This is a genomic window from Saccharothrix saharensis (assembly GCF_006716745.1).
Classification (GTDB): domain Bacteria; phylum Actinomycetota; class Actinomycetes; order Mycobacteriales; family Pseudonocardiaceae; genus Actinosynnema; species Actinosynnema saharense.
The window spans coordinates 8,263,264-8,281,388 of sequence record NZ_VFPP01000001.1 but is presented as its reverse complement, the minus strand read 5'-3'; the positions used below and the strand labels follow the sequence as shown (position 1 = coordinate 8,281,388).

Sequence of the window (18,125 nt, the reverse complement as noted above, 5' to 3'; positions counted from 1 at the left end):
ATGGATCTCAAACACCTGCGCGCGGCCGTCGCGGTCGCCGACCACCTGCACTTCGGGCGGGCCGCCGCCGCGCTGGGCACGGCGCAGCCGCCGTTGAGCCAGACCGTGAAGGCGCTGGAGGCGGAACTGGGCGTGTCGCTGTTCGAGCGCGACACCCGCAACGTCCGGCTCACCCCAGCCGGTGAGGCGTTCGTCGCCGACGCGCGGGCGGCGCTGTCCATGGTGGACGCGGCGGCGCGTCGGGCACGGGCGGCCGGCCGGGGCGAGGAGGGCTCGCTGGCGATCGGCATGGTCGGCTCGTCGGTGCTGCGCCCGCTGCCGGTGATCATCCGCGCGTTCCGGTCCCGCTACCCGGCCGTGACGCTGTCGTTCGAGGTGCTGCCGACGATGCTCCAGGTCGAGCGGTTGCGCACGGCGGCGCTGGACCTCGGCCTGCTCCGCCCGCCGCTGCCCGGCCCGGCCGACGACCTGGAACTGGTGCCGGTGTCACGGGAGCCGCTGGTCGCCGTGGTGCCGAACGACCACCGCCTGGCCGGCCGCCGCCGCGTGCACGTGCGGTCGCTGGCCGATGAGCCGTTCGTGCTGTTCCCCCGCCACCTCGGGCCCGGCCTGCACGACGAGATCACCGCGCTGTGCCGGCAGGGCGGGTTCGCGCCGCGGGTCGCGCAGGAGGCCGTGCAGGTGCCGACCATCGTCGGCCTGGTCGCGGCCGGCTGCGGGGTGAGCATCGTGCCCGGCTCGTCCGCCGCCCAGCCCCGGCCGGAGGTCGCGTTCCTGCCGTTGAGCCCGACGGTCCGGTTGGTGGACCTGGCGATCGCGCTGCCCGTCGCGGGCCGGTCGGCGGTGGCCGCCAACTTCACCGCCCTGGCCCGCGACCTCACCCGGTTGAGCTGAGCCCGGTCGGCTCGAGAACGGAACCGGAAGGCGCGCGACGTCGTCCCGGAGGCGGAAGCGCGGGACGACTCGGCCGATCGGTTTCCGGTGGTGGCGTGCGGTCGATCCGGGTACCCCGGACCCACGCGGGCGATGCCGCGACGCATCGCCACCACCGGCAGAGCGACCCAGGGAGTTCCGATGACCACACCGCTGACCGCTCGGCGGCCGACGGCCGCACCCACGCCGCCCACCGGCTGGCCGATCGGCTCCTACGCCACCTACGCCGAGGCCCAACGCGCGGTCGACCACCTGGCCGACCAGGAGTTCCCGGTGCAGGACGTCACGATCGTCGGCGTGGACCTGATGGTGGTGGAACGGGTGACCGCCCGGCTGACCTGGGGCCGCGTGCTGGCGGGCGGCGCGGCGTCGGGCGCCTGGTTCGGCCTGTTCGTCGGACTGCTGCTCGGCGTGTTCGGCTCCGGCCCGCTGCCGGTGGCGATCGTGGCCGGCCTGGTGACGGGTGTCGTGTTCGGCACGACGTTCGCCGCCGTCGGCTACGCCTCGGTGCGGGGCCGGCGCGACTTCGCGTCCACCACCCAGCTCGTGGCCGGGCGCTACGACGTGCTGTGCGAACCGCGCACCGCGGAGAAGGGCCGCGACCTGCTGGCCGAACTGGCCCTCGCCGCGCCGCCGAGCCCGTGACCGGGCGGCGCCGGGCCACCGGGCGGTGGACGAGAGGTGCGCCCACCCCGGGCACGCCGCCCTGCGCGCCGGTCACGACGCGCCGCGCGAAGCGGGCCGGGCACTGGGCCGCGCCCCGCTGCCGGTGGACCACCCGCGCTCCGCGGGCGGCACCCTGCGGCGGGTGAGCGCCCGACCGTCCGCAGTGGACGGCCGGGTGCTCAGTCCTCGAGCCAGTTGTACTTGCGCGCCATCCCGACCAGGCTCTTGCGCACGTCGAGGATCTGCTCGGCGGTCATCCCGGGCGCCGCCGCGAGCAGCGTCTCGGTGACCTCCTGCAGGTACCTCTTGGTCGACACGACCTCGCAGAACATGTCGTTGCCGTTGACGTCGTCCCCCACGTGGAAGGACGGCGCGCTCCGCACCGCCGCCTCGCGCACCAGGCTCACCCGGGACGCCTTGGGCCCCCGGTCGCCCATCTCCACCAGGAACTCGACCAGCGCGCCGGGCGCCATCAACCGCTTGTCGAAGTCGATGTCGTTGACGTGGATGAAGACGTCCTCGCCACCCTCCTCGGGCGACACGAACCCGTACCCGCGCACCTCGTCGAACCGGACGACCTTGCCCTTCACCACCACCGCAACCCCTTACCAGCAGCACGCGCCACACCCGTGGCGACATCCCCACGATCCTATCCCGAGCCCCATCGCGCGAATCCTGCCCACGACACCGCCCGTTCGGAGGTGCCGCGCCCGGCCGGTGACGCGGTCAACCGGTCTTGCGGCCGACGGCGGCGAACGTCGACGTGCGCTTCGGGTCCGGGTCCTCGTCGCCCGGTCCCGGCCGCCACTCGGTCAGGTAGACCAGGCCCGGCTCGACCAGGTCCACCCCGGCGAGCAGGTCGCCGACCTCGGTCCTGGTGCGCATCGAGAAGTCGGTGACCCGGCTGCGGAACTGCTCGGTCGCCTCCTCCGCCCGCTCGGCCTCGCCGTCCAGGCTGGCGTGCGACAGGGCGACGTAGCTGCCCGGCACGGTGGCGTCGAGGTACCGGCGGATGATGCCGGCGGGGTCGTCGTCGTCCGGCACGAAGTGCAGCACCGCGAACATCAGCACGCCCACCGGCCGGGTGAAGTCCAACGTGCGCCGCGTCTCCGGGTGGTTCAGCACCTCCTCCGGCCGGCGCAGGTCGGCGTGCACCGCGGTGGCACGTTGCCCGCCGTGGGGATGCCCGAACCGAGGTCGAGGAACTGCGTGACACCCCGGTCGACGAGGAACCGCACCGCGCGGCGCAGGAACGCGCGGTTGGCCCGCAGGATGCGCGGTAAGTCCGGCATCACCTCGGCGATCCGCCGGGCGGCCTCCCGGTCGACCTGGAAGTTGTGCGCACCCCCGAGGTGCACGTCGTAGACCCGCGCCGGGCTCGGTCGGGACAGGTCGACGTCGGGGCCCACCCAGGCCGGTCTCTCCACGGTGACACTCCTCGGTTCCCGCACGTCGTGATGGACGGGTGCACGCTACAGCGGCCGGGGGCGCGCCATCCGGCGCTCGCGCGCGTTCACGCGGTGCCGGCCGAGGGCCGCCGGCCCGGCGCCGCGGACGGCACCGGTAAGAACTTCACAGGTGATCCGGATACGTGGACAATCGTCGACACAAATCCGCGTCCCCGGAGGAGGCCCCATGCCCCGATCACGGTCGCTCGCGCTCGTCCTGGCCGCCGTCGCGTTCGCCGCGGTCCCGGCCGCGGACCTCGCCACGCCCGCGTCCGCGCAGACCGACGACGCGCTCACCCGGGACCTCGACGCGATCACCACCAGCCCCGCCCTCGCCGGCGCGGACGTCGGGCTCGTGGTCCGCCACGCCGACACCGGGGCGCTCGTGTACTCGCGGGAGAGCGACGAGCGCGGGCAGCCGGCGTCCAACGGCAAGCTGATCAGCTCCGCGACGGCGCTGGACATCCTCGGACCCGACCACCGGTTCCGCACCACCGTGGCCGCGACCGGTCCGCACCGCGCCGGTGTGCTGGCGGGGGACCTCCACCTGCGCGGCACCGGCGACCCGACGATGCTCGCGGCCGACTACGACGCGCTGGCCGCCCGGGTCGCGGCGAGCGGCGTCGAGGTGGTGCGCGGCAAGCTCGTCGCCGACGACACCTGGTTCGACGCCGTGCGCCTGGGTACCGGTTGGGCCTGGGACGACGAGCCTTACTACTACAACGCCCAGATCTCGGCGCTGACCGTCTCACCGGACACCGACTACGACGCCGGGTCGATCATCGTCCGGGTCGCGCCCGGCGCGGCGGGTCAGCCGGCGACCGTCACCACCGAGCCGCCGACGGACTACGTGACGATCGCCAACACCGCCGTCACCGGCCCGCCCGGCTCGGCGTCGAGCGTGTCCGTCGAACGGCAGCACGGGACCAACGTGATCGCCGTGCGCGGCAGCGTCCCGGCCGGCGGCGCGGCGGCCCGCGAGTGGAGCACGGTGTGGGAGCCGACCGGGCTGGTCACGTCGCTGTTCCGGGACGCGCTCGCCCGGCACGGCGTGCGCGTCCTCGGCGGCACGGGCACGGGCACGACCCCGGCCGGCGCGCGGGTCCTCGGCGAGCACCTGTCGATGCCGCTGTCCGAGCTGCTGGTGCCGTTCATGAAGCTCAGCAACAACATGCACGCCGAGATCCTGGTGAAGACCGTCGGCCGGGCGGTGTCCGGCGAGGGCAGCTGGACCGCGGGGCTGCGCGCGATGACGGCGAAGCTGGGCGAGTGGGGCGTGGACCCGTCCGCGGTGTCCTTGAGGGATGGCTCGGGGCTGTCGCGGATGGACCAGGTCTCGCCGGACCAGCTCGCCGCGCTGTTGCTCGCCGCGCGGCGCGAACCGTGGTTCGCGACCTGGCACGACTCGCTGCCGGTGGCCGGGGCGGCCGACCGGATGGTCGGCGGCACCCTGCGCAACCGGATGCGCGGCACGCCGGCCGAGGGCAACGTGCGGGCCAAGACCGGCTCGCTGACCGGTGTCAGCGCCCTCTCGGGCTACGTGACCACCGCCGACGGCGTCCCGCTGGTGTTCGCCATGATCAGCAACGACACGCTCACGTCGGCGAAGCCGTTCGAGGACGCCGTCGCGATCCGGCTGGCGGGGCACGCGCGCGGGCAGGCACCGCTCGCGGTCGGGGTCGCGCCGGAGCCCGCCCCCGACCGCGGGGTGGAGTGCAGTTGGACCAAGTCCTGCTGACCCGCGCGTCAGATGACGACCGCGCGGAACGCGTGCACGCACCACGGGCCGTCGTAGCCGGTCACCCAGAGGTTGGTGGAGTAGCCCTCCAGCTTCTGGCCCTTGGCCGTGCCCTTGAGGTAGAGCTGCACGGAGTCGTCGCCGGTCGCGCGACCGTCCATCGCCGGGTCGATGCTCAGGTCCGGCTCGTGCCCGACCAGCTCCCGGACGTCCGCGGCGTCGGCGATGGCGTCCGCGCACAGCAGACCGGTCGCGCCCGCCGCGTCACCGGCGTTCACCCGGTCCAGGAACGACCGCATGGCGGCGAGCGCCTCCGGCGCGACCGGCTTGCCGCCGGCGGTGGGCTCCCGCCCGGTGGTCGGCGGAACGGTGGTCGGCGACGGCCGCCCGCTGGTCGCCTTGCCGCCGTCGGCCCGCGCGATGTCCTGCCAGCACCAGTCGCCGTCCTCGCGGACGACGGTGACCTCGACCTCCGACGTCTTGGACGCGGTGGTGACCTCGACGGTCGCCACCACCTTGGTGCCGGAGACCTCGTCGGTGTCGACGAGCTTCGCCTTCCTGAGCGCGGACACGTCGTCGATGGCGCTGTCCACGACGGACTTCGCCTTCGCGCACGCGAGCTTCTCGAGGGCGGCGTCGTCCTGGGAGTCCAGTCCGGCGACCACCGCCTCCACGACCTCCGTGGCATCACCGCCCCGGGCAGCGGTGGAGGACGCGGTGGTCGGCGGGGTGGTGGTCGCGGTCGTCGTGGTGCCCGACGCGTCCACGAAGAACCCCGGCCGGACGAACCCGGTGAACGCGAAGCCGCCGAGCACCAGCACGACCACCACCGCGGCCGCCGCGATCGCGCCGGTCCGCTTCTTCGGCGCGGGAGGGGGCTGCGGGGCGAAACCGCCGTACGGGTAGCCGCCGTACGGGGCCGGCTGACCGTACGGGTCGTGCCCGTTCGGCGGTTGCTGCGGGTGGTTCACGGTGCCTCCCCGTTCGTGGTTCGCGCCTTCGACGGCGAACGGGCACCGCGCGTTCCCGCCGATCACCGAGGTCGCGGGCGAGGCGGTCCGACGGGGTGGTCAGCGGACGGCGCCCGGCCCGTTCACCGGCACGACCGCGTCGCGCACCTCGCTCACCAACGCGCGCATGGCCAGCTCGGCGGCCTCCGGGTGCCGGCCCGCGACCGCCCGCGCCACCTCTTCGTGCAGGTCCAACGCGCTGGGCACGGGCTTGTCCGGCATCAGCCCGAGGCTCGTCCGGCCGCGCAGCACGACCGCCACCACCTCCCGGAGCGCGGCGAACATCTCGTTGCCGCCCGACTCCAGCAGCAGCGCGTGGAAGGCGATGTCCAGCTCCAGGAACTCCGCCAGCTCGCCGGCCTCGCCCAGCCGCCGCATCCGCGCGGCCAGGTCGACCAGGCGGTCGCGCTCCCTGGCCGAGGCGTTCCACGCCGCCCGCGCCGCGGCCACCGGCTCGACCGCGATCCGCAGCTCCGTGAGCGCGCGCAACTGGACGTCGCGGTGCGGGCCGGCCAACCGCCACCAGATCAACCGAGGGTCGTAGACCTGCCAGGACGACGGCGGTTGCACGGTGATGCCGACCCGGCGCCGCGACGTCACGAGGCCCATCGACTCCAGCACCCGCATGGTCTCGCGGGCGACGGTCCGGGACACCCCGAACCGCTCCTGGATGCCGTCCAGCGTCAGGACCCGGCCCTCCGCGAGCTCGCCGCTGGTGATCTGCAGCCCGAGGGTGTCGAGCACGGAGGCGTGCAGGACGTCGCCGCCCGGACCGCCTTCCCGTCGTTGTACCGGCACGGCAGCAGCGTATCCCGGCCGGCCTTCCCCAGCCCGGTCAAAGGTGCTACCTTTCGCCGCCAAAGGTACTACTTTTGATCATCTCGTCGTCGCAGCCGAGAGGTGTCCCCATGACCACGAGCGCCGAGCCGACCTGCGTGGTCGTGATGGGCGTGTCCGGATCGGGCAAGAGCACGGTGGCCGGCGCGCTGGCCGACCGGCTCGCCTGGCCGATGGCCGAAGCCGACGAGTTCCACCCCGCCGCCAACATCGCGAAGATGTCCGCGGGCACCCCGCTCACCGACGCCGACCGCGCGCCCTGGCTGGCCGCGATCCGCGACTGGATCACCGACCGGGCGGCCGCCGGCGAGAGCACGGTCGTCACGTGCTCGGCGCTCAAGCGCGCCTACCGGGACGTGCTGCGCGAGGCGGGCGCACGGGTCCGCTTCCTGCACCTGCGCGGTGCGGCCGAGGTCATCGGCGAGCGGATGCGGCACCGGTCCGGGCACTTCATGCCGCCGTCCCTGCTGCGGTCGCAGTTCGACACCCTCGAAGCGCTGCGGTCCGACGAGGACGGCGTCGCGGTCGACGTGACGCGGGCACCGGAGGTGATCGTCGAGGAGGCCGTGACCCGGCTGGGCCTCGACGCCGGTCGCCCGCCCGCTTCCCGAGTCCCACCTCGCGCTCCCCACTCGGAAACCCCTCGAAAGCAACGGAGCTGACGGATGACCACCGACGACTGGGTGCAGACCCTCGGCGCGGGCGCACTGCTCGGCATCGCCGGGGGCGCGGTCGCCCTCCTGCTGTTCCTGATCATGTACCTGCGGGTGCACGCGTTCCTGGCGCTGGTGGTGGTCAGCCTGCTCACCGCGTTCGCCGCGCGCATCCCGGCGGACGCGGTGGTGCCCACCCTCGTCGGCGGGTTCGGCACCACGCTCGGCAGCGTCGCGCTGCTGGTCGGCCTCGGCGCGATCCTCGGCCGGCTCGTGGAGGTCAGCGGCGGCGCGCAGTCGTTGACCGACGCGCTGATCCGCCGGTTCGGCGAACAGCGCGCGCCGCTCGCGCTCGGCGTCAGCTCGCTGGTCTTCGGCTTCCCCATCTTCTTCGACGCGGGCCTGGTCGTGATGCTGCCGATCGTGTTCGCGGTGGCCCGGCGGCTGGGCGGCGGCGTGCTGCGCTACGGCCTGCCCGCCGCGGGCGCGTTCTCGGTGATGCACGTGTTCGTCCCGCCCCACCCCGGTCCCGTCGCCGCGACCGAGCTGCTGGGCGCGGACGTCGGCCTGGTGATCGCGTTCGGCCTGCTGATCGCGATCCCCACCTGGTACGTGACCAGCTACCTGTTCGGGCTGGCCGTGGGCAAGCGGCTCGTGCTGCCCGTGCCGACGCTGCTCAGCGGCGGCCCGCGGGAGGAGGACCGCGAGGACCCGCCGAACCCGGGCACCGTCGTGGCGCTCCTGCTGCTCCCGCTGGTCATGATCTTCACCAACACCGGTCTGGACGCGGCCCGTGCCGCCGGGTGGGTCGACGGCGAGGCCGCCTGGTTCCAGGTCGCCCGCGCGCTCGGCTCGACGCCGGTGGCGCTGCTGGTGGCCGTGCTCGTCGCCTCCTTCGTCCTCGGGCAGCGCAAGGAGGTGGTCGAGAAGCTGGTCGACTCGGCCCTCGCGCCGGTGTGCGCGGTCATCCTGATCACCGGCGCGGGCGGCATGTTCGGCGCGGTGCTGCGGGCCGGCGGTATCGGCGCCGCGCTGTCGGACGGCCTGGCCGGCCTCGGCCTGCCGGTGTTCGTGGCCGGGTTCGTCATCGCCGCCGCGCTGCGCGTGGCGCAGGGTTCGGCCACGGTCGCGTTGACCACCGCGGCGGGCCTGGTGCAGCCGGTCGTGCAGACGGGCGGGTTCAGCGCGGTCGAGCTGGCCGCGATCGTGCTCGCGCTGGCGGCCGGGTCGGTGATCGCGAGCCACGTCAACGACTCCGGCTTCTGGCTGGTCGGCAACCTGATGGGGATGGACGTGCGGACCACGTTGCTGACGTGGACCGTCATGGAGACCTCGATCAGCCTGATGGGCTTCGGCCTGGCAGGAGTGCTGTTCCTGCTCGGTTGACCCCGGCCGGGTCCTCGGGGTCCGGCCAGGGTCGATCCCGGGGATCCACCGGATCATGGACGGGGCGCGGCGCGGAAGGCTCTGCGGCATGACCGCAACCTCCCGCCGCGCCGCCGTCGCGGCCCTGGCGGCCACCGCCCTGATCGGCCTCACCGCCGGGGCCGCGCGGGCCGACGCGCAGCCCGCGCCGACACCTCCGATCGGACACGGAGCCGCCGCGCGACCCGGGCCGGTGCCCGCGTTCGACTTCGCCGACTGCCCCGCGATCCCCACCGGCGCCGATCCCGCGCAGTGGCGCTGCGAGGTGCTGGTGTCCACCGGCACCATCGAATTCGGCACCCTGGCCGGGCAGAGCACCGGCGCGATGCGGCTGACGTTCGCCGAAGGGCAGCTGAACGGCGAGTTCGCGCAGGTCTTCGGCGCTCTGCGGGCCGAACCGACGACCGTCCCCGGCGGCCTGCTCGGCGTTCCCGCGCACAACCCGCTGCTGCGCACCGCCCTGCGCCTGGAGTACGCCGGGTTCGCCGACTTCCTCTCCGACGGCGACCGGATGGGCGTGCAGCACCTGAAGCTGCGCGTGATCAACGGCCTGCTGCCGCGGACCTGCACGATCGGTGACGAGGACGACCCGCTCGTGTTCCGGCCCGTCCGGACCAGCGGGCCGGACCGGATCTCCGCGGACCCGCCCGTGCTGCGGTTCACCATCGAGGACACCGCGTTCGCCGTGCCGTCCGCGAAGGGTTGCGGCGGCTTGGAGGGGTTGGTGGACAAGCGGTTCGGCCTGCCCTCACCCGCCGGAGCGAACTCGATGCAGCTCACCACTCTCGTCGGGCTCAAGAGCTACACCGAGCTGTGACGGACTCCCGGCCTCGACCGCGTCGACCGGTCGGGGCCGGGCCCGGCCGGTCGCCGGTGCGACGGCACCGCCGGGGCGTTAGGTTTCCTGCCATGAACGAGACCCCGGACATCAAGCCGCGCAGTCGCGACGTCACCGACGGCCTGGAGAGGACCGCCGCCCGCGGGATGCTGCGGGCGGTCGGGATGGGTGACGACGACTGGGTCAAGCCCCAGATCGGTGTCGCCTCGTCGTGGAACGAGATCACGCCGTGCAACCTGCCGCTGGACCGGCTCGCGAAGGCGAGCAAGGACGGCGTGCACGCGGCGGGCGGTTACCCGCTGGAGTTCGGCACGATCTCGGTGTCCGACGGCATCTCCATGGGCCACGAGGGCATGCACTTCTCCCTGGTGTCGCGCGAGGTGATCGCGGACAGCGTGGAGACGGTCATGCAGGCCGAGCGGCTGGACGGATCGGTGCTGCTCGCGGGCTGCGACAAGTCGCTGCCGGGCATGCTCATGGCCGCCGCGCGGCTCGACCTGGCCAGCGTCTTCCTCTACGCGGGCTCCATCCTGCCCGGCCGGGTCACCCTGACCGACGGCAGCGAGCGCGAGGTGACCATCATCGACGCGTTCGAGGCCGTCGGCGCGTGCGCCCGCGGCCTGATGAGCCGCGAGGACGTCGACCTGATCGAACGCGCCATCTGCCCCGGAGAGGGCGCGTGCGGCGGCATGTACACGGCCAACACGATGGCGAGCGCGGCCGAGGCGCTGGGCATGTCCCTGCCGGGCAGCGCCGCGCCGCCCGCCACCGACCGGCGGCGCGACGGGTTCGCCCGCAAGTCCGGCCAGGCCGTGGTGGAGATGCTGCGCAAGGGCATCACCGCGCGGCAGATCATGACCCGGGAGGCGTTCGAGAACGCGATCGCCGTGGTGATGGCGTTCGGCGGGTCCACCAACGCCGTGCTGCACCTGCTGGCCATCGCGCACGAGGCCGAGGTGGAGCTGAGCCTGGACGACTTCACCCGGATCGGCGCGAAGGTGCCGCACCTGGCCGACGTCAAGCCGTTCGGCCGGCACGTGATGACCGACGTCGACCGCATCGGCGGCGTGCCCGTGGTGATGAAGGCGCTGCTGGACGCGGGCCTGCTGCACGGCGACTGCCTGACCGTCACCGGCCGCACGGTCGCCGAGAACCTGGCCGACATCGCGCCGCCCGACCCCGACGGCACGGTGCTGCGCGCGATGAGCGAGCCGATCCACCGCACCGGCGGCATCACGATCCTGCGCGGCTCGCTCGCGCCCGACGGCGCGGTGGTGAAGTCCGCCGGCTTCGACTCGGACGTGTTCACCGGCACGGCCCGCGTGTTCGACCGCGAGCGCGCGGCGATGGACGCGCTGGAGGACGGCACGATCACCGCGGGCGACGTGGTCGTCATCCGCTACGAGGGCCCCAAGGGCGGTCCGGGCATGCGGGAGATGCTCGCCATCACCGCGGCGATCAAGGGCGCGGGGCTGGGCAAGGACGTCCTGCTGCTCACCGACGGCCGGTTCTCCGGCGGCACGACCGGGCTGTGCGTCGGCCACGTCGCGCCGGAAGCGGTGGACGGCGGCCCGATCGCGTTCGTCCGCGACGGCGACCGGATCACGCTCGACGTCGCCAACGGCACGTTGGACGTCGACGTGGACCCCGCCGAGCTGGCCGCGCGCCGGGAGGGCTGGTCGCCGCTGCCCGCCCGCTACCAGCGGGGCGTGCTGGCGAAGTACTCGAAGCTGGTCGGCTCCGCCTCCGGCGGCGCGGTCTGCGGCTGACGCGCGAGCGGTGCCCGACCCCCGGTCGCGGGGGTCGGGCACCGCGTCGGGCTCACGGAGCCGGGTACTCCGCCACGTAGACCGGAGCGCCCACGTTGGTCATGTCGGCCGGGCCGCCCACGCCGTTGACGACGTGGTCGATCACGCCCGCGCTGAGGTTGACCGTCATGATGTGGTGCAGCTTCACGCCCGGCGTCCGCGGGACCTCGAAGCCGTTCTCGGTGTGGATCGACGGGTTGTTCTGGTTGAACACGTACACGCCACCGCCGTGCAGGGTGTGCTTGCGCACGTGGTCACCGACCTTGTAGCCGGCCCAGCCCTCGACGTCGCCCTTCATCCAGTCCGCCTGCGTGGGCGGGTCGTAGGGCAGCTCGTTCTGGTAGAGCACGACCGTGCCGCGCTCGCCGTTCCACACCGTGTTGTGGCGCTGGAAGTGCTCGACGAACAGGCCGGTCGCGGTCACGTCGGCACCGTTGACGACCACGCCGGTGAGGCCGGTGTTGGTGTTCCAGCGCTGCGTGTCGGTGAAGCCCTCCACGCCGTGGTCGGCCCGCCAGACCCACGTGTGGTCGATGAGCACGTGGTCGCTGTTGACCTCCAGCGCGGTGTCGACCTTGCCCACGTGCGGCCCGCCGACGCGGAAGTAGACGTCGGACAGCGTGGTCGGGTTGGCCGGGTCGGCCGGTCGGTGGCCGTGCTTCTTGCCCACGCGGAGCAGCACCGGGGACAGCTCCGTGCCCGCGTCGATCGTGACGCCGGCGATGACCACGCCCGGGACGTCCGCGACGTCCAGCGGGGTCGAGCCGTTCACGGCGGTCAGCGTGGCGTGCCCGAGGCCGAGCACGACCGTGTTCGCCCGCTTGACCTCGATGCTGCGCGCGATGTCGTACACGCCCGGCGTGAGCAGCAGGTGCTTGCCGCGGGCGAGCTGGTTGTTGATGTCGCGCACGGAGTCGCCCGGCTCGGCGACGAAGAAGTCCGACAGCGGGATCGTGCGGCCCGGCGTCACGCCGTTCGCCCACGACACGCCGCTGGTGTTCCGCCGGGCGGACGGGACGCGGACGTTGTACCGGCCCTTGTCGTCCACGAACAGGTAGGGCTTCTCGCGGCTCACCGGGGTGGTGTCGAGCGTCGTGTACGGCGGGTTCGGGAACGCCGCGTCGTCGGGTGCGCCCGTGACGCCGGAGAACACCTGGTTCCACACGCCGTTGGACCAGCTGCCCAGCTCGCTGTTGCGGGTCAGCCACTGCTGCTGCGAGCCGTTGACGACCGACGGCAGCCGCGAGTCGGCGATGAAGCCGCCGCTGGCGTACTGCGGGCCTGCCGTGCAGTAGTCCATCAGCGTGAACGTGCCGCTGGTGACGTTGAGGCGGCGCAGCGAGACGGCCTGGGAGACGGCCCAGAAGTTCGCGCCGGCGCGGCAGCCGTCCTGGCCCTTGCCGTCGATGTTGATGGTGAGGTTGCCCAGGGTGCGCCAGAAGTTGACCAGGGCGAGGCAGTTGGACGTGCCGCCGTCGGCGAGGCAGCGGTTGTAGACCTCGACCTTGCCGTTGATCACGACGTCGGTGGGCGACGCGCCGAGACCCGCGATCTCGGTGTAGTAGCCGACCTTGAGCTGCAACGGCTGCTCGGGCGTGCCGTAGTGGCCGGGCTTGAACAGGTAGGCGTAGCGCTGGGTGCCCATCTCGTTGTCGACCTGGGCGGCGTGCGTGGCGTCGAGCGCGGCCTGGATCTCGGCGACCGGCGTGGCCGGGTCGAACACCTTCACCTGCACGCCGAGGTCCTGCGTGCGCCGGGGCGGGTCGGCGTGCACGGCGGGCGCCGCGGCGGCGGTGGTGGCGGCGGCCAGGGCGAGACCGAGCACGAACACCCGGCGGGCCTTCGCGGGAGCGCTCTCACGTCTGGCGTGGCGCATGATCGTCATTGACATGCCTCTGGAGGGTAGTGACGCCGGACCGCCGACGGAGAGAGCGCTCTCTCACGTTCGACGAGGTCCCGGCGTTGGCGATGTGGAGTTGGCTATTTCTACTTCACGATCCGGTCCAGCGCCATGCCCGGTGCCGACGAGTTCGTACCGGTCCGACCGGGAAAAGCACGCGCGGTTCCCGAGCGCGGTGTGTTAGTCACTGATCGTGGACCGACAAACCCTCACCGCCCTCGCGCACGCGGATCACCCCATCTCCGCGCCCTTGAACGACCGGAACGTCGCCGAAGTCCTGGACCGGGCGATCCGCCGACCGGACGCCCACCTGCTCGACCTCGGCTGCGGCGAGGGCGCGTGGCTGTTGCGCGCGGTGCAGGAGCACGACGGCGTCACGGCTGTCGGGGTCGACATCTGGGACGCGGGTTTCGACGCGACACGTGCCGACGCCGAGCGGCTCGGCGTGGCGGACCGGTTGGAGCTGGTGCACCAGGACGTGACGGCGTACCGGTCGGACCGGAAGGCGGACGTGGTGCTGAGCGTCGGGGCGGCTTACGCGTTCGGCGAGCTGCTGCCCGCGCTGGCCGCCGCGCGCGGCCACCTGGCCGAGGACGGGGTGGTCGTGCTCGGTGACTGCTTCTGGGAGCGCACGCCGAGCCCGGAGCTGCGCGCGGAGTTCGAGAACGGTCCGCAGTCCTACGCCGACCTGCCGACCACGGTGGCACGCGTGGTCGCCGACGGGTGGACCCCGGTGCACGGCCACGTGAGCACGCCGGCGGAGTGGGACGAGTACGAGTGGAGCTGGACCGGTTCGCTGGCCGCGTGGGCGCTGGACCACCCCGACCACCCGGACCGCGACCAGGTGTTGGCCACGTCGGCCGCGCACCGGGAGAGCTGGCTGAACGGCTACCGGGGTGTGCTCGGGTTCGTGACGCTCGTGCTGCGGCGGACGCCTTAGGGTCGGGCCGCCGGCCGGCAGGCCTCGTCGACGACCGCGGGCGAGGTGCCGTTCACCCGGGTGAGGACGGACTCGCAGGCGCGCACGTCGCCGTCCTCGCCGAGCCCGCACGCGCTGCCGGTGCGGCCGGATCACCCGCCGCCCGGTGGCGGAACGACCAGGTCGCGGGGCAGCTTGGCCGGTGCCACGACGATGTCCACCCGCGTGATCCGTCCCTTGTGGAGGCTGAACGAGCACACGAACCGGGTGGCCGCGCCGATCAGCACCGCGAAACCCGGCCCCCCGTTCACGGTCAGCGGGACGATGCGCTGGTCGGCGGGCATCTTGCGGCGCACGCCCACCAGGAACCTCCCCACCCGGTCCGCGCCGAGCACCGGCCGCCGGGCCGCGCCCGGCCCGCCACCGCCGTCGCTGGTCAGGACCACCTCCGGGTCCAGCACGGCCAGCAGACCGCGCAGGTCCCCCTGACCGACGGCCCGCAGGAACGCCCCGACCGCCCGCCCGTGCTCCGCCGACCCGACGTCGGTGCGCGGCGTCCCCGCCGCCACGTGCGCCCGCGCCCGCACGGCCAACTGCCGCACCGCGGCGGGACTGCGGCCGACCACGCCGGCGATCTCCGGGAACGGCATGCCGAACACCTCGTGCAGCACCCACGTGGTGCGCTCGGCCGGGCGCAGCGTCTCCAGCACCACCATCAGCGCGAAGCTCACCTCGTCGGCCAGCGTCACGCGGTCCGCCGGGTCCTGCGAGACGGCCTCCACGAGGGGCTCGGGCAGCCAGGGCCCGACGTACTCCTCCCGCCGCACCCGCGCCGACCGCAGCACGTCCAGCGCCCGCCGCGCCACCGCCACCACCGCCCACGCCTCGACGTCGCGCACGGCCTGCCGCTCGTCGGCCTCGGCCAGCCGCAACCAGCAGTCCGACACCACGTCCTGCGCCTCGGCCACCGTGCCGATCACCGAGTACGCGATGCCGACCAGGCGGGGCCGGACGCGGGTGTACTCGGCGGCCAGGTCGGCGAGCCGGTCGGCGCGAGCGGTCACACCGAGTCCAGGTAGTCGGCGAAGGTCTCCTCGCCCTCGGTGTACTCGCCCGCCGGGCAGAGCGCGCCGGTGGACAGCCCGGCCGGGCCCTCCCCCGCCTCCTCGACGCGCAGGTCGTCACCCCGCCGTGCCACGAACCGCCGCGCCATGTCCACCACCCGCATCCGCTCCGGCCCGGCGATCGGCAGGGCCAACCCCCGCGGCTCGCCCACGGCCAGCTCCACCAACCGGGCCGCCACGTCCGCGGTCGACACCGGCTGCGACAGCATCGGCGGCACCTGCGCCACCGGGCCGGTCGCCCCCGCCAGCACCTGTTCGGCGAACTCGAAGAACTGCGTCGCCCGCAGCACGGTCCACGGCACGGACCCGGCCGCCACCACCGCCTCCTGCCGCCGCTTGCCCAGGTAGTAGTCGAGGTCGACCACGTCCGAGCCCACGATCGACAGCACGACCAGGTGCCGCACGCCCGCCCGCGCCGACGCCTCCACCAGGTGCCCGGTGCCCTCGGTGAAGAACCGCTCCACGACCTCCCGGCTGCGCCAGTCCGGCGGGTTGGTCACGTCGATCACCGCCTCGGCGCCGGCCAGCGCCCCGGCCAACCCCGCGCCGGTGAGCAGGTCGACCCCGCCCGCCCGGCTCAGCACGACCGGCTCGTGCCCGGTCCGCCGCACCTGGTCGACCACCCGGCGCCCCGCCGCGCCCGTGCCACCCGCCACCGCGATCTTCATCGTCCGTCCCCGTGTCCCGTCGAACCGCTGTCGAGCTGAGGACGATCGTGCGGCGCGGACTGTGACACCGCCCGGTCAGTCACGCCCCCGGGTCAGCCGCGACGGCCACCAGATGCGCCGGCCCACGTCCACGGCCAACGCGGGCACCAGCAGCGACCGCACCACGAACGTGTCCAGCAGCACGCCGAACGCCACGATGAACGCGATCTGCGCCAGGAACAGGATCGGCAGCACGGCCAGTGCCGAGAACGTCGCCGCGAGCACCACCCCGGCCGAGGTGATCACGCCGCCGGTGATGGTCAACCCGCGCAGCACCCCGGCCCGCGTGCCCAGTTCGCCGGACTCCTCGCGCACCCGCGTCATCAGGAAGATGTTGTAGTCGATCCCCAGCGCCACGAGGAACACGAACCCGAACAGCGGCACCACCGGGTCGGCGCCCGGGAAGTCGAACAGGCCGTTGAACACCAGCGCCGCCACGCCCATCGTCGCGGCGAACGACAGCACCACCGTGGCGATGAGCAGCAACGGGGCCAGCAGCGACCGCAGCAGCAGCGCCAGCACCAGGAAGATCACCAGCAGCACGATCGGGATGATCACCAGCCGGTCGCGCTCGGACGTGGTCTGCGTGTCGAGCTGGGTGGCGGTGGGCCCGCCGACCTTGGCGTCCGCGTCCGGCACCGCGCGGACCGCCTCGCGCAGCCGCTGCACGGTCGCCAACGCCGCCTCGGAGTCGGCCGGGTCGTCCAGCACGACGTCGAGCCGCACCAGTCCCTCGGCCTCGCCCGACGGCCGCACGTCCGACACGCCGTCCACGTCTGCCGCCCGCGCCACCGCCTCCGCCCGACCGGCCCGGGCGAGCACGATCGTCGGCGCGCCGCTGCCGCCGGGGAAGTGCCGCGACAGCACCTCCTGCCCGGCCACCGAGTCGACGTCGGTGAGGAACACGTCCGACTGGGCCGTGCCGGACGCCTTGAGCTGCGGCACGAACGCGACGCCCACGAGCAGCACCAAGGTCGTGACGACCCACGTCGCGCGTGGCCGGGCGGAGATCAACCGGGCGACCCGGGCCCACAGCCCGCTCGCCTCCGGGTGCGGCGAGCCGAGCTCGGGACGCCGCGGCCAGAACGCCGAGCGGCCCAGCAGCACCAGCACGGCGGGCAGGAACGTCACCGAGGCCAGCAGCGCCGCGCCGATCCCGATCGCGGCCACCGGGCCGAGGCCCTTGTTCGAGTTGAGGTCGCTGAACAGCAGGCACAGCACGCCGAGCACGACCGTGCCCGCCGACGCGGCGATCGGTTCGATGGTGGCCCGCCACGCCACCCGCATCGCCGCGTAGCGGTCCTCGGTGTCGCGCAGCTCCTCGCGGAACCGCGACACCAGCAGCAACGCGTAGTCGGTGGCCGCGCCGAACACGAGGATGAACAGGATGCCCTGGCTCTGCCCGTTGAGGTCGATGACCTCGCCGTCCGCGAGCAGGTACACCGCGAGGCTGGCCAGCCCGAGCGCGAACACCCCGGACAGCAGCACCACCAGCGGCAGCAGCGGGCTGCGGTAGACGAGCACCAGGATCAGCGCGACCACCGCGCCCGCGACCAGCAGGAGCAGGCCGTCGATGCCGCCGAAGGCCTCCTTCAGGTCGGCGACCTGCGCGGCGGGCCCGGTGACCAGCACGGTCAGCCCGTCGGGCGGGTCGGCCACCTTCGCCCGGATGTCCTCCACCGCACCCGCCGGGTCGGCCGGGTCGACCGCGATGACGACCTGCGCGGCCTGGTCGTCGCGCGGCGACGGGATCACCGGTGACGCCTCGCCCGGGAAGTCCCGGCCGCCCAGGTAGTCGCGGTCGGCCGGGGTGAGCCCGGAGGCGCGTTCGGCCACCACGACCGCGGGCAGGCCGCGGGCTTCACCGAACGCCTTGACCCGCTCGGACACCTCGGTCGCCTCGGCGGACGACGGCAGGAACGCGGTGCTGTCGTTGACCGCGACCTCGCTGAGCTTGCCCGCGAACGGGCCGGAGAAGCCGCCGAGCGCCAGCCACGCGACCGCGACGAGGGCGGGCAGCAACCAGCGGGTGCGGGACGTGGGCGGGCGCACGGGAGAATGACCTCCGAGGTCACACAGTTCGACGGTCCAATAGTTCGATCGTCGAAATAATAACGGG

15 protein-coding genes and 1 pseudogene are annotated in these 18,125 nt (G+C 73.6%); 8 read left to right on the top strand and 8 right to left on the bottom strand.

Annotation, left to right across the window (positions count from 1 at the left end):
- Positions 1–894: a LysR family transcriptional regulator gene (locus tag FHX81_RS37575; RefSeq protein WP_141983206.1), complete on the top strand. Its 894-nt coding sequence runs from the start codon at positions 1–3 to the stop codon at positions 892–894.
- Positions 895–1,074: 180 nt separating this feature from the next.
- Positions 1,075–1,578, top strand: a complete 504-nt coding sequence (locus tag FHX81_RS37570) for a YflT domain-containing protein (RefSeq protein WP_141983205.1) — start codon at positions 1,075–1,077, stop codon at positions 1,576–1,578.
- A gap of 200 nt (positions 1,579–1,778) precedes the next feature.
- On the opposite strand, the gene FHX81_RS37565 is transcribed toward FHX81_RS37570, so the two are convergent.
- Both FHX81_RS37565 and FHX81_RS37560 read right to left on the bottom strand, forming a co-directional pair.
- Positions 1,779–2,192, bottom strand: coding sequence for a cold-shock protein (locus FHX81_RS37565; protein ID WP_211363677.1), 414 nt, complete (start codon positions 2,190–2,192; stop codon positions 1,779–1,781).
- Between the two features lie 133 nt (positions 2,193–2,325).
- Positions 2,326–2,957: pseudogene (locus FHX81_RS37560) on the bottom strand (SAM-dependent methyltransferase).
- A 277-nt stretch (positions 2,958–3,234) separates the two neighbouring features.
- On the opposite strand from FHX81_RS37560, the gene dacB reads away from it, so the two are divergent.
- Positions 3,235–4,785, top strand: a complete 1,551-nt coding sequence (gene dacB, locus FHX81_RS37555) for a D-alanyl-D-alanine carboxypeptidase/D-alanyl-D-alanine endopeptidase (RefSeq protein WP_141983203.1) — start codon at positions 3,235–3,237, stop codon at positions 4,783–4,785.
- A gap of 8 nt (positions 4,786–4,793) precedes the next feature.
- On the opposite strand, the gene FHX81_RS37550 is transcribed toward dacB, so the two are convergent.
- Positions 4,794–5,756 (bottom strand): hypothetical protein, encoded by a 963-nt coding sequence (locus FHX81_RS37550; protein ID WP_141983202.1) that lies wholly within the window; start codon positions 5,754–5,756, stop codon positions 4,794–4,796.
- A gap of 99 nt (positions 5,757–5,855) precedes the next feature.
- Positions 5,856–6,593, bottom strand: a complete 738-nt coding sequence (locus FHX81_RS37545; protein ID WP_141983201.1) for a FadR/GntR family transcriptional regulator — start codon at positions 6,591–6,593, stop codon at positions 5,856–5,858.
- A gap of 110 nt (positions 6,594–6,703) precedes the next feature.
- Here FHX81_RS37545 and FHX81_RS37540 point away from each other — a divergent pair, with 110 nt between their 5' ends.
- The 4 genes from FHX81_RS37540 to ilvD all read left to right on the top strand — a co-directional run bounded on the left by FHX81_RS37540 (position 6,704) and on the right by ilvD (position 11,317).
- Positions 6,704–7,294 carry a gluconokinase gene (locus FHX81_RS37540; protein ID WP_141983200.1) on the top strand — a complete coding sequence of 197 codons (591 nt, stop codon included), beginning with the start codon at positions 6,704–6,706 and terminating at the stop codon, positions 7,292–7,294.
- A gap of 3 nt (positions 7,295–7,297) precedes the next feature.
- Positions 7,298–8,671 carry a GntP family permease gene (locus FHX81_RS37535; RefSeq protein WP_141983199.1) on the top strand — a complete coding sequence of 458 codons (1,374 nt, stop codon included), beginning with the start codon at positions 7,298–7,300 and terminating at the stop codon, positions 8,669–8,671.
- An 88-nt stretch (positions 8,672–8,759) separates the two neighbouring features.
- Positions 8,760–9,527, top strand: coding sequence for a hypothetical protein (locus FHX81_RS37530; RefSeq protein WP_141983198.1), 768 nt, complete (start codon positions 8,760–8,762; stop codon positions 9,525–9,527).
- Positions 9,528–9,619: 92 nt separating this feature from the next.
- Positions 9,620–11,317, top strand: a complete 1,698-nt coding sequence (gene ilvD, locus FHX81_RS37525) for a dihydroxy-acid dehydratase (RefSeq protein ID WP_141983197.1) — start codon at positions 9,620–9,622, stop codon at positions 11,315–11,317.
- 52 nt (positions 11,318–11,369) lie between these two features.
- On the opposite strand, the gene FHX81_RS37520 is transcribed toward ilvD, so the two are convergent.
- A complete protein-coding gene (locus tag FHX81_RS37520) occupies positions 11,370–13,247 on the bottom strand; it encodes a hypothetical protein (protein WP_211363676.1) in 1,878 nt (625 codons plus the stop codon).
- A gap of 202 nt (positions 13,248–13,449) precedes the next feature.
- Between FHX81_RS37520 and FHX81_RS37515 the strand changes: the two genes are divergently transcribed.
- Positions 13,450–14,196 carry an SAM-dependent methyltransferase gene (locus FHX81_RS37515; RefSeq protein WP_141983196.1) on the top strand — a complete coding sequence of 249 codons (747 nt, stop codon included), beginning with the start codon at positions 13,450–13,452 and terminating at the stop codon, positions 14,194–14,196.
- A 131-nt stretch (positions 14,197–14,327) separates the two neighbouring features.
- Here FHX81_RS37515 and sigJ read toward each other — a convergent pair whose 3' ends face one another.
- The 3 genes from sigJ to FHX81_RS37500 form a co-directional block, all read right to left on the bottom strand.
- Positions 14,328–15,239 carry an RNA polymerase sigma factor SigJ gene (gene sigJ, locus FHX81_RS37510; RefSeq protein ID WP_141983195.1) on the bottom strand — a complete coding sequence of 304 codons (912 nt, stop codon included), beginning with the start codon at positions 15,237–15,239 and terminating at the stop codon, positions 14,328–14,330.
- Positions 15,236–15,967 (bottom strand): SDR family oxidoreductase, encoded by a 732-nt coding sequence (locus FHX81_RS37505; protein WP_141983194.1) that lies wholly within the window; start codon positions 15,965–15,967, stop codon positions 15,236–15,238. The genes sigJ and FHX81_RS37505 overlap by 4 nt, the downstream gene beginning before the upstream one ends.
- Positions 15,968–16,042: 75 nt before the next feature.
- On the bottom strand, positions 16,043–18,058 hold the full coding sequence (locus FHX81_RS37500; protein ID WP_141983193.1) for an MMPL family transporter: 2,016 nt from the start codon (positions 18,056–18,058) through the stop codon (positions 16,043–16,045).
- Positions 18,059–18,125: the final 67 nt, after the last annotated feature.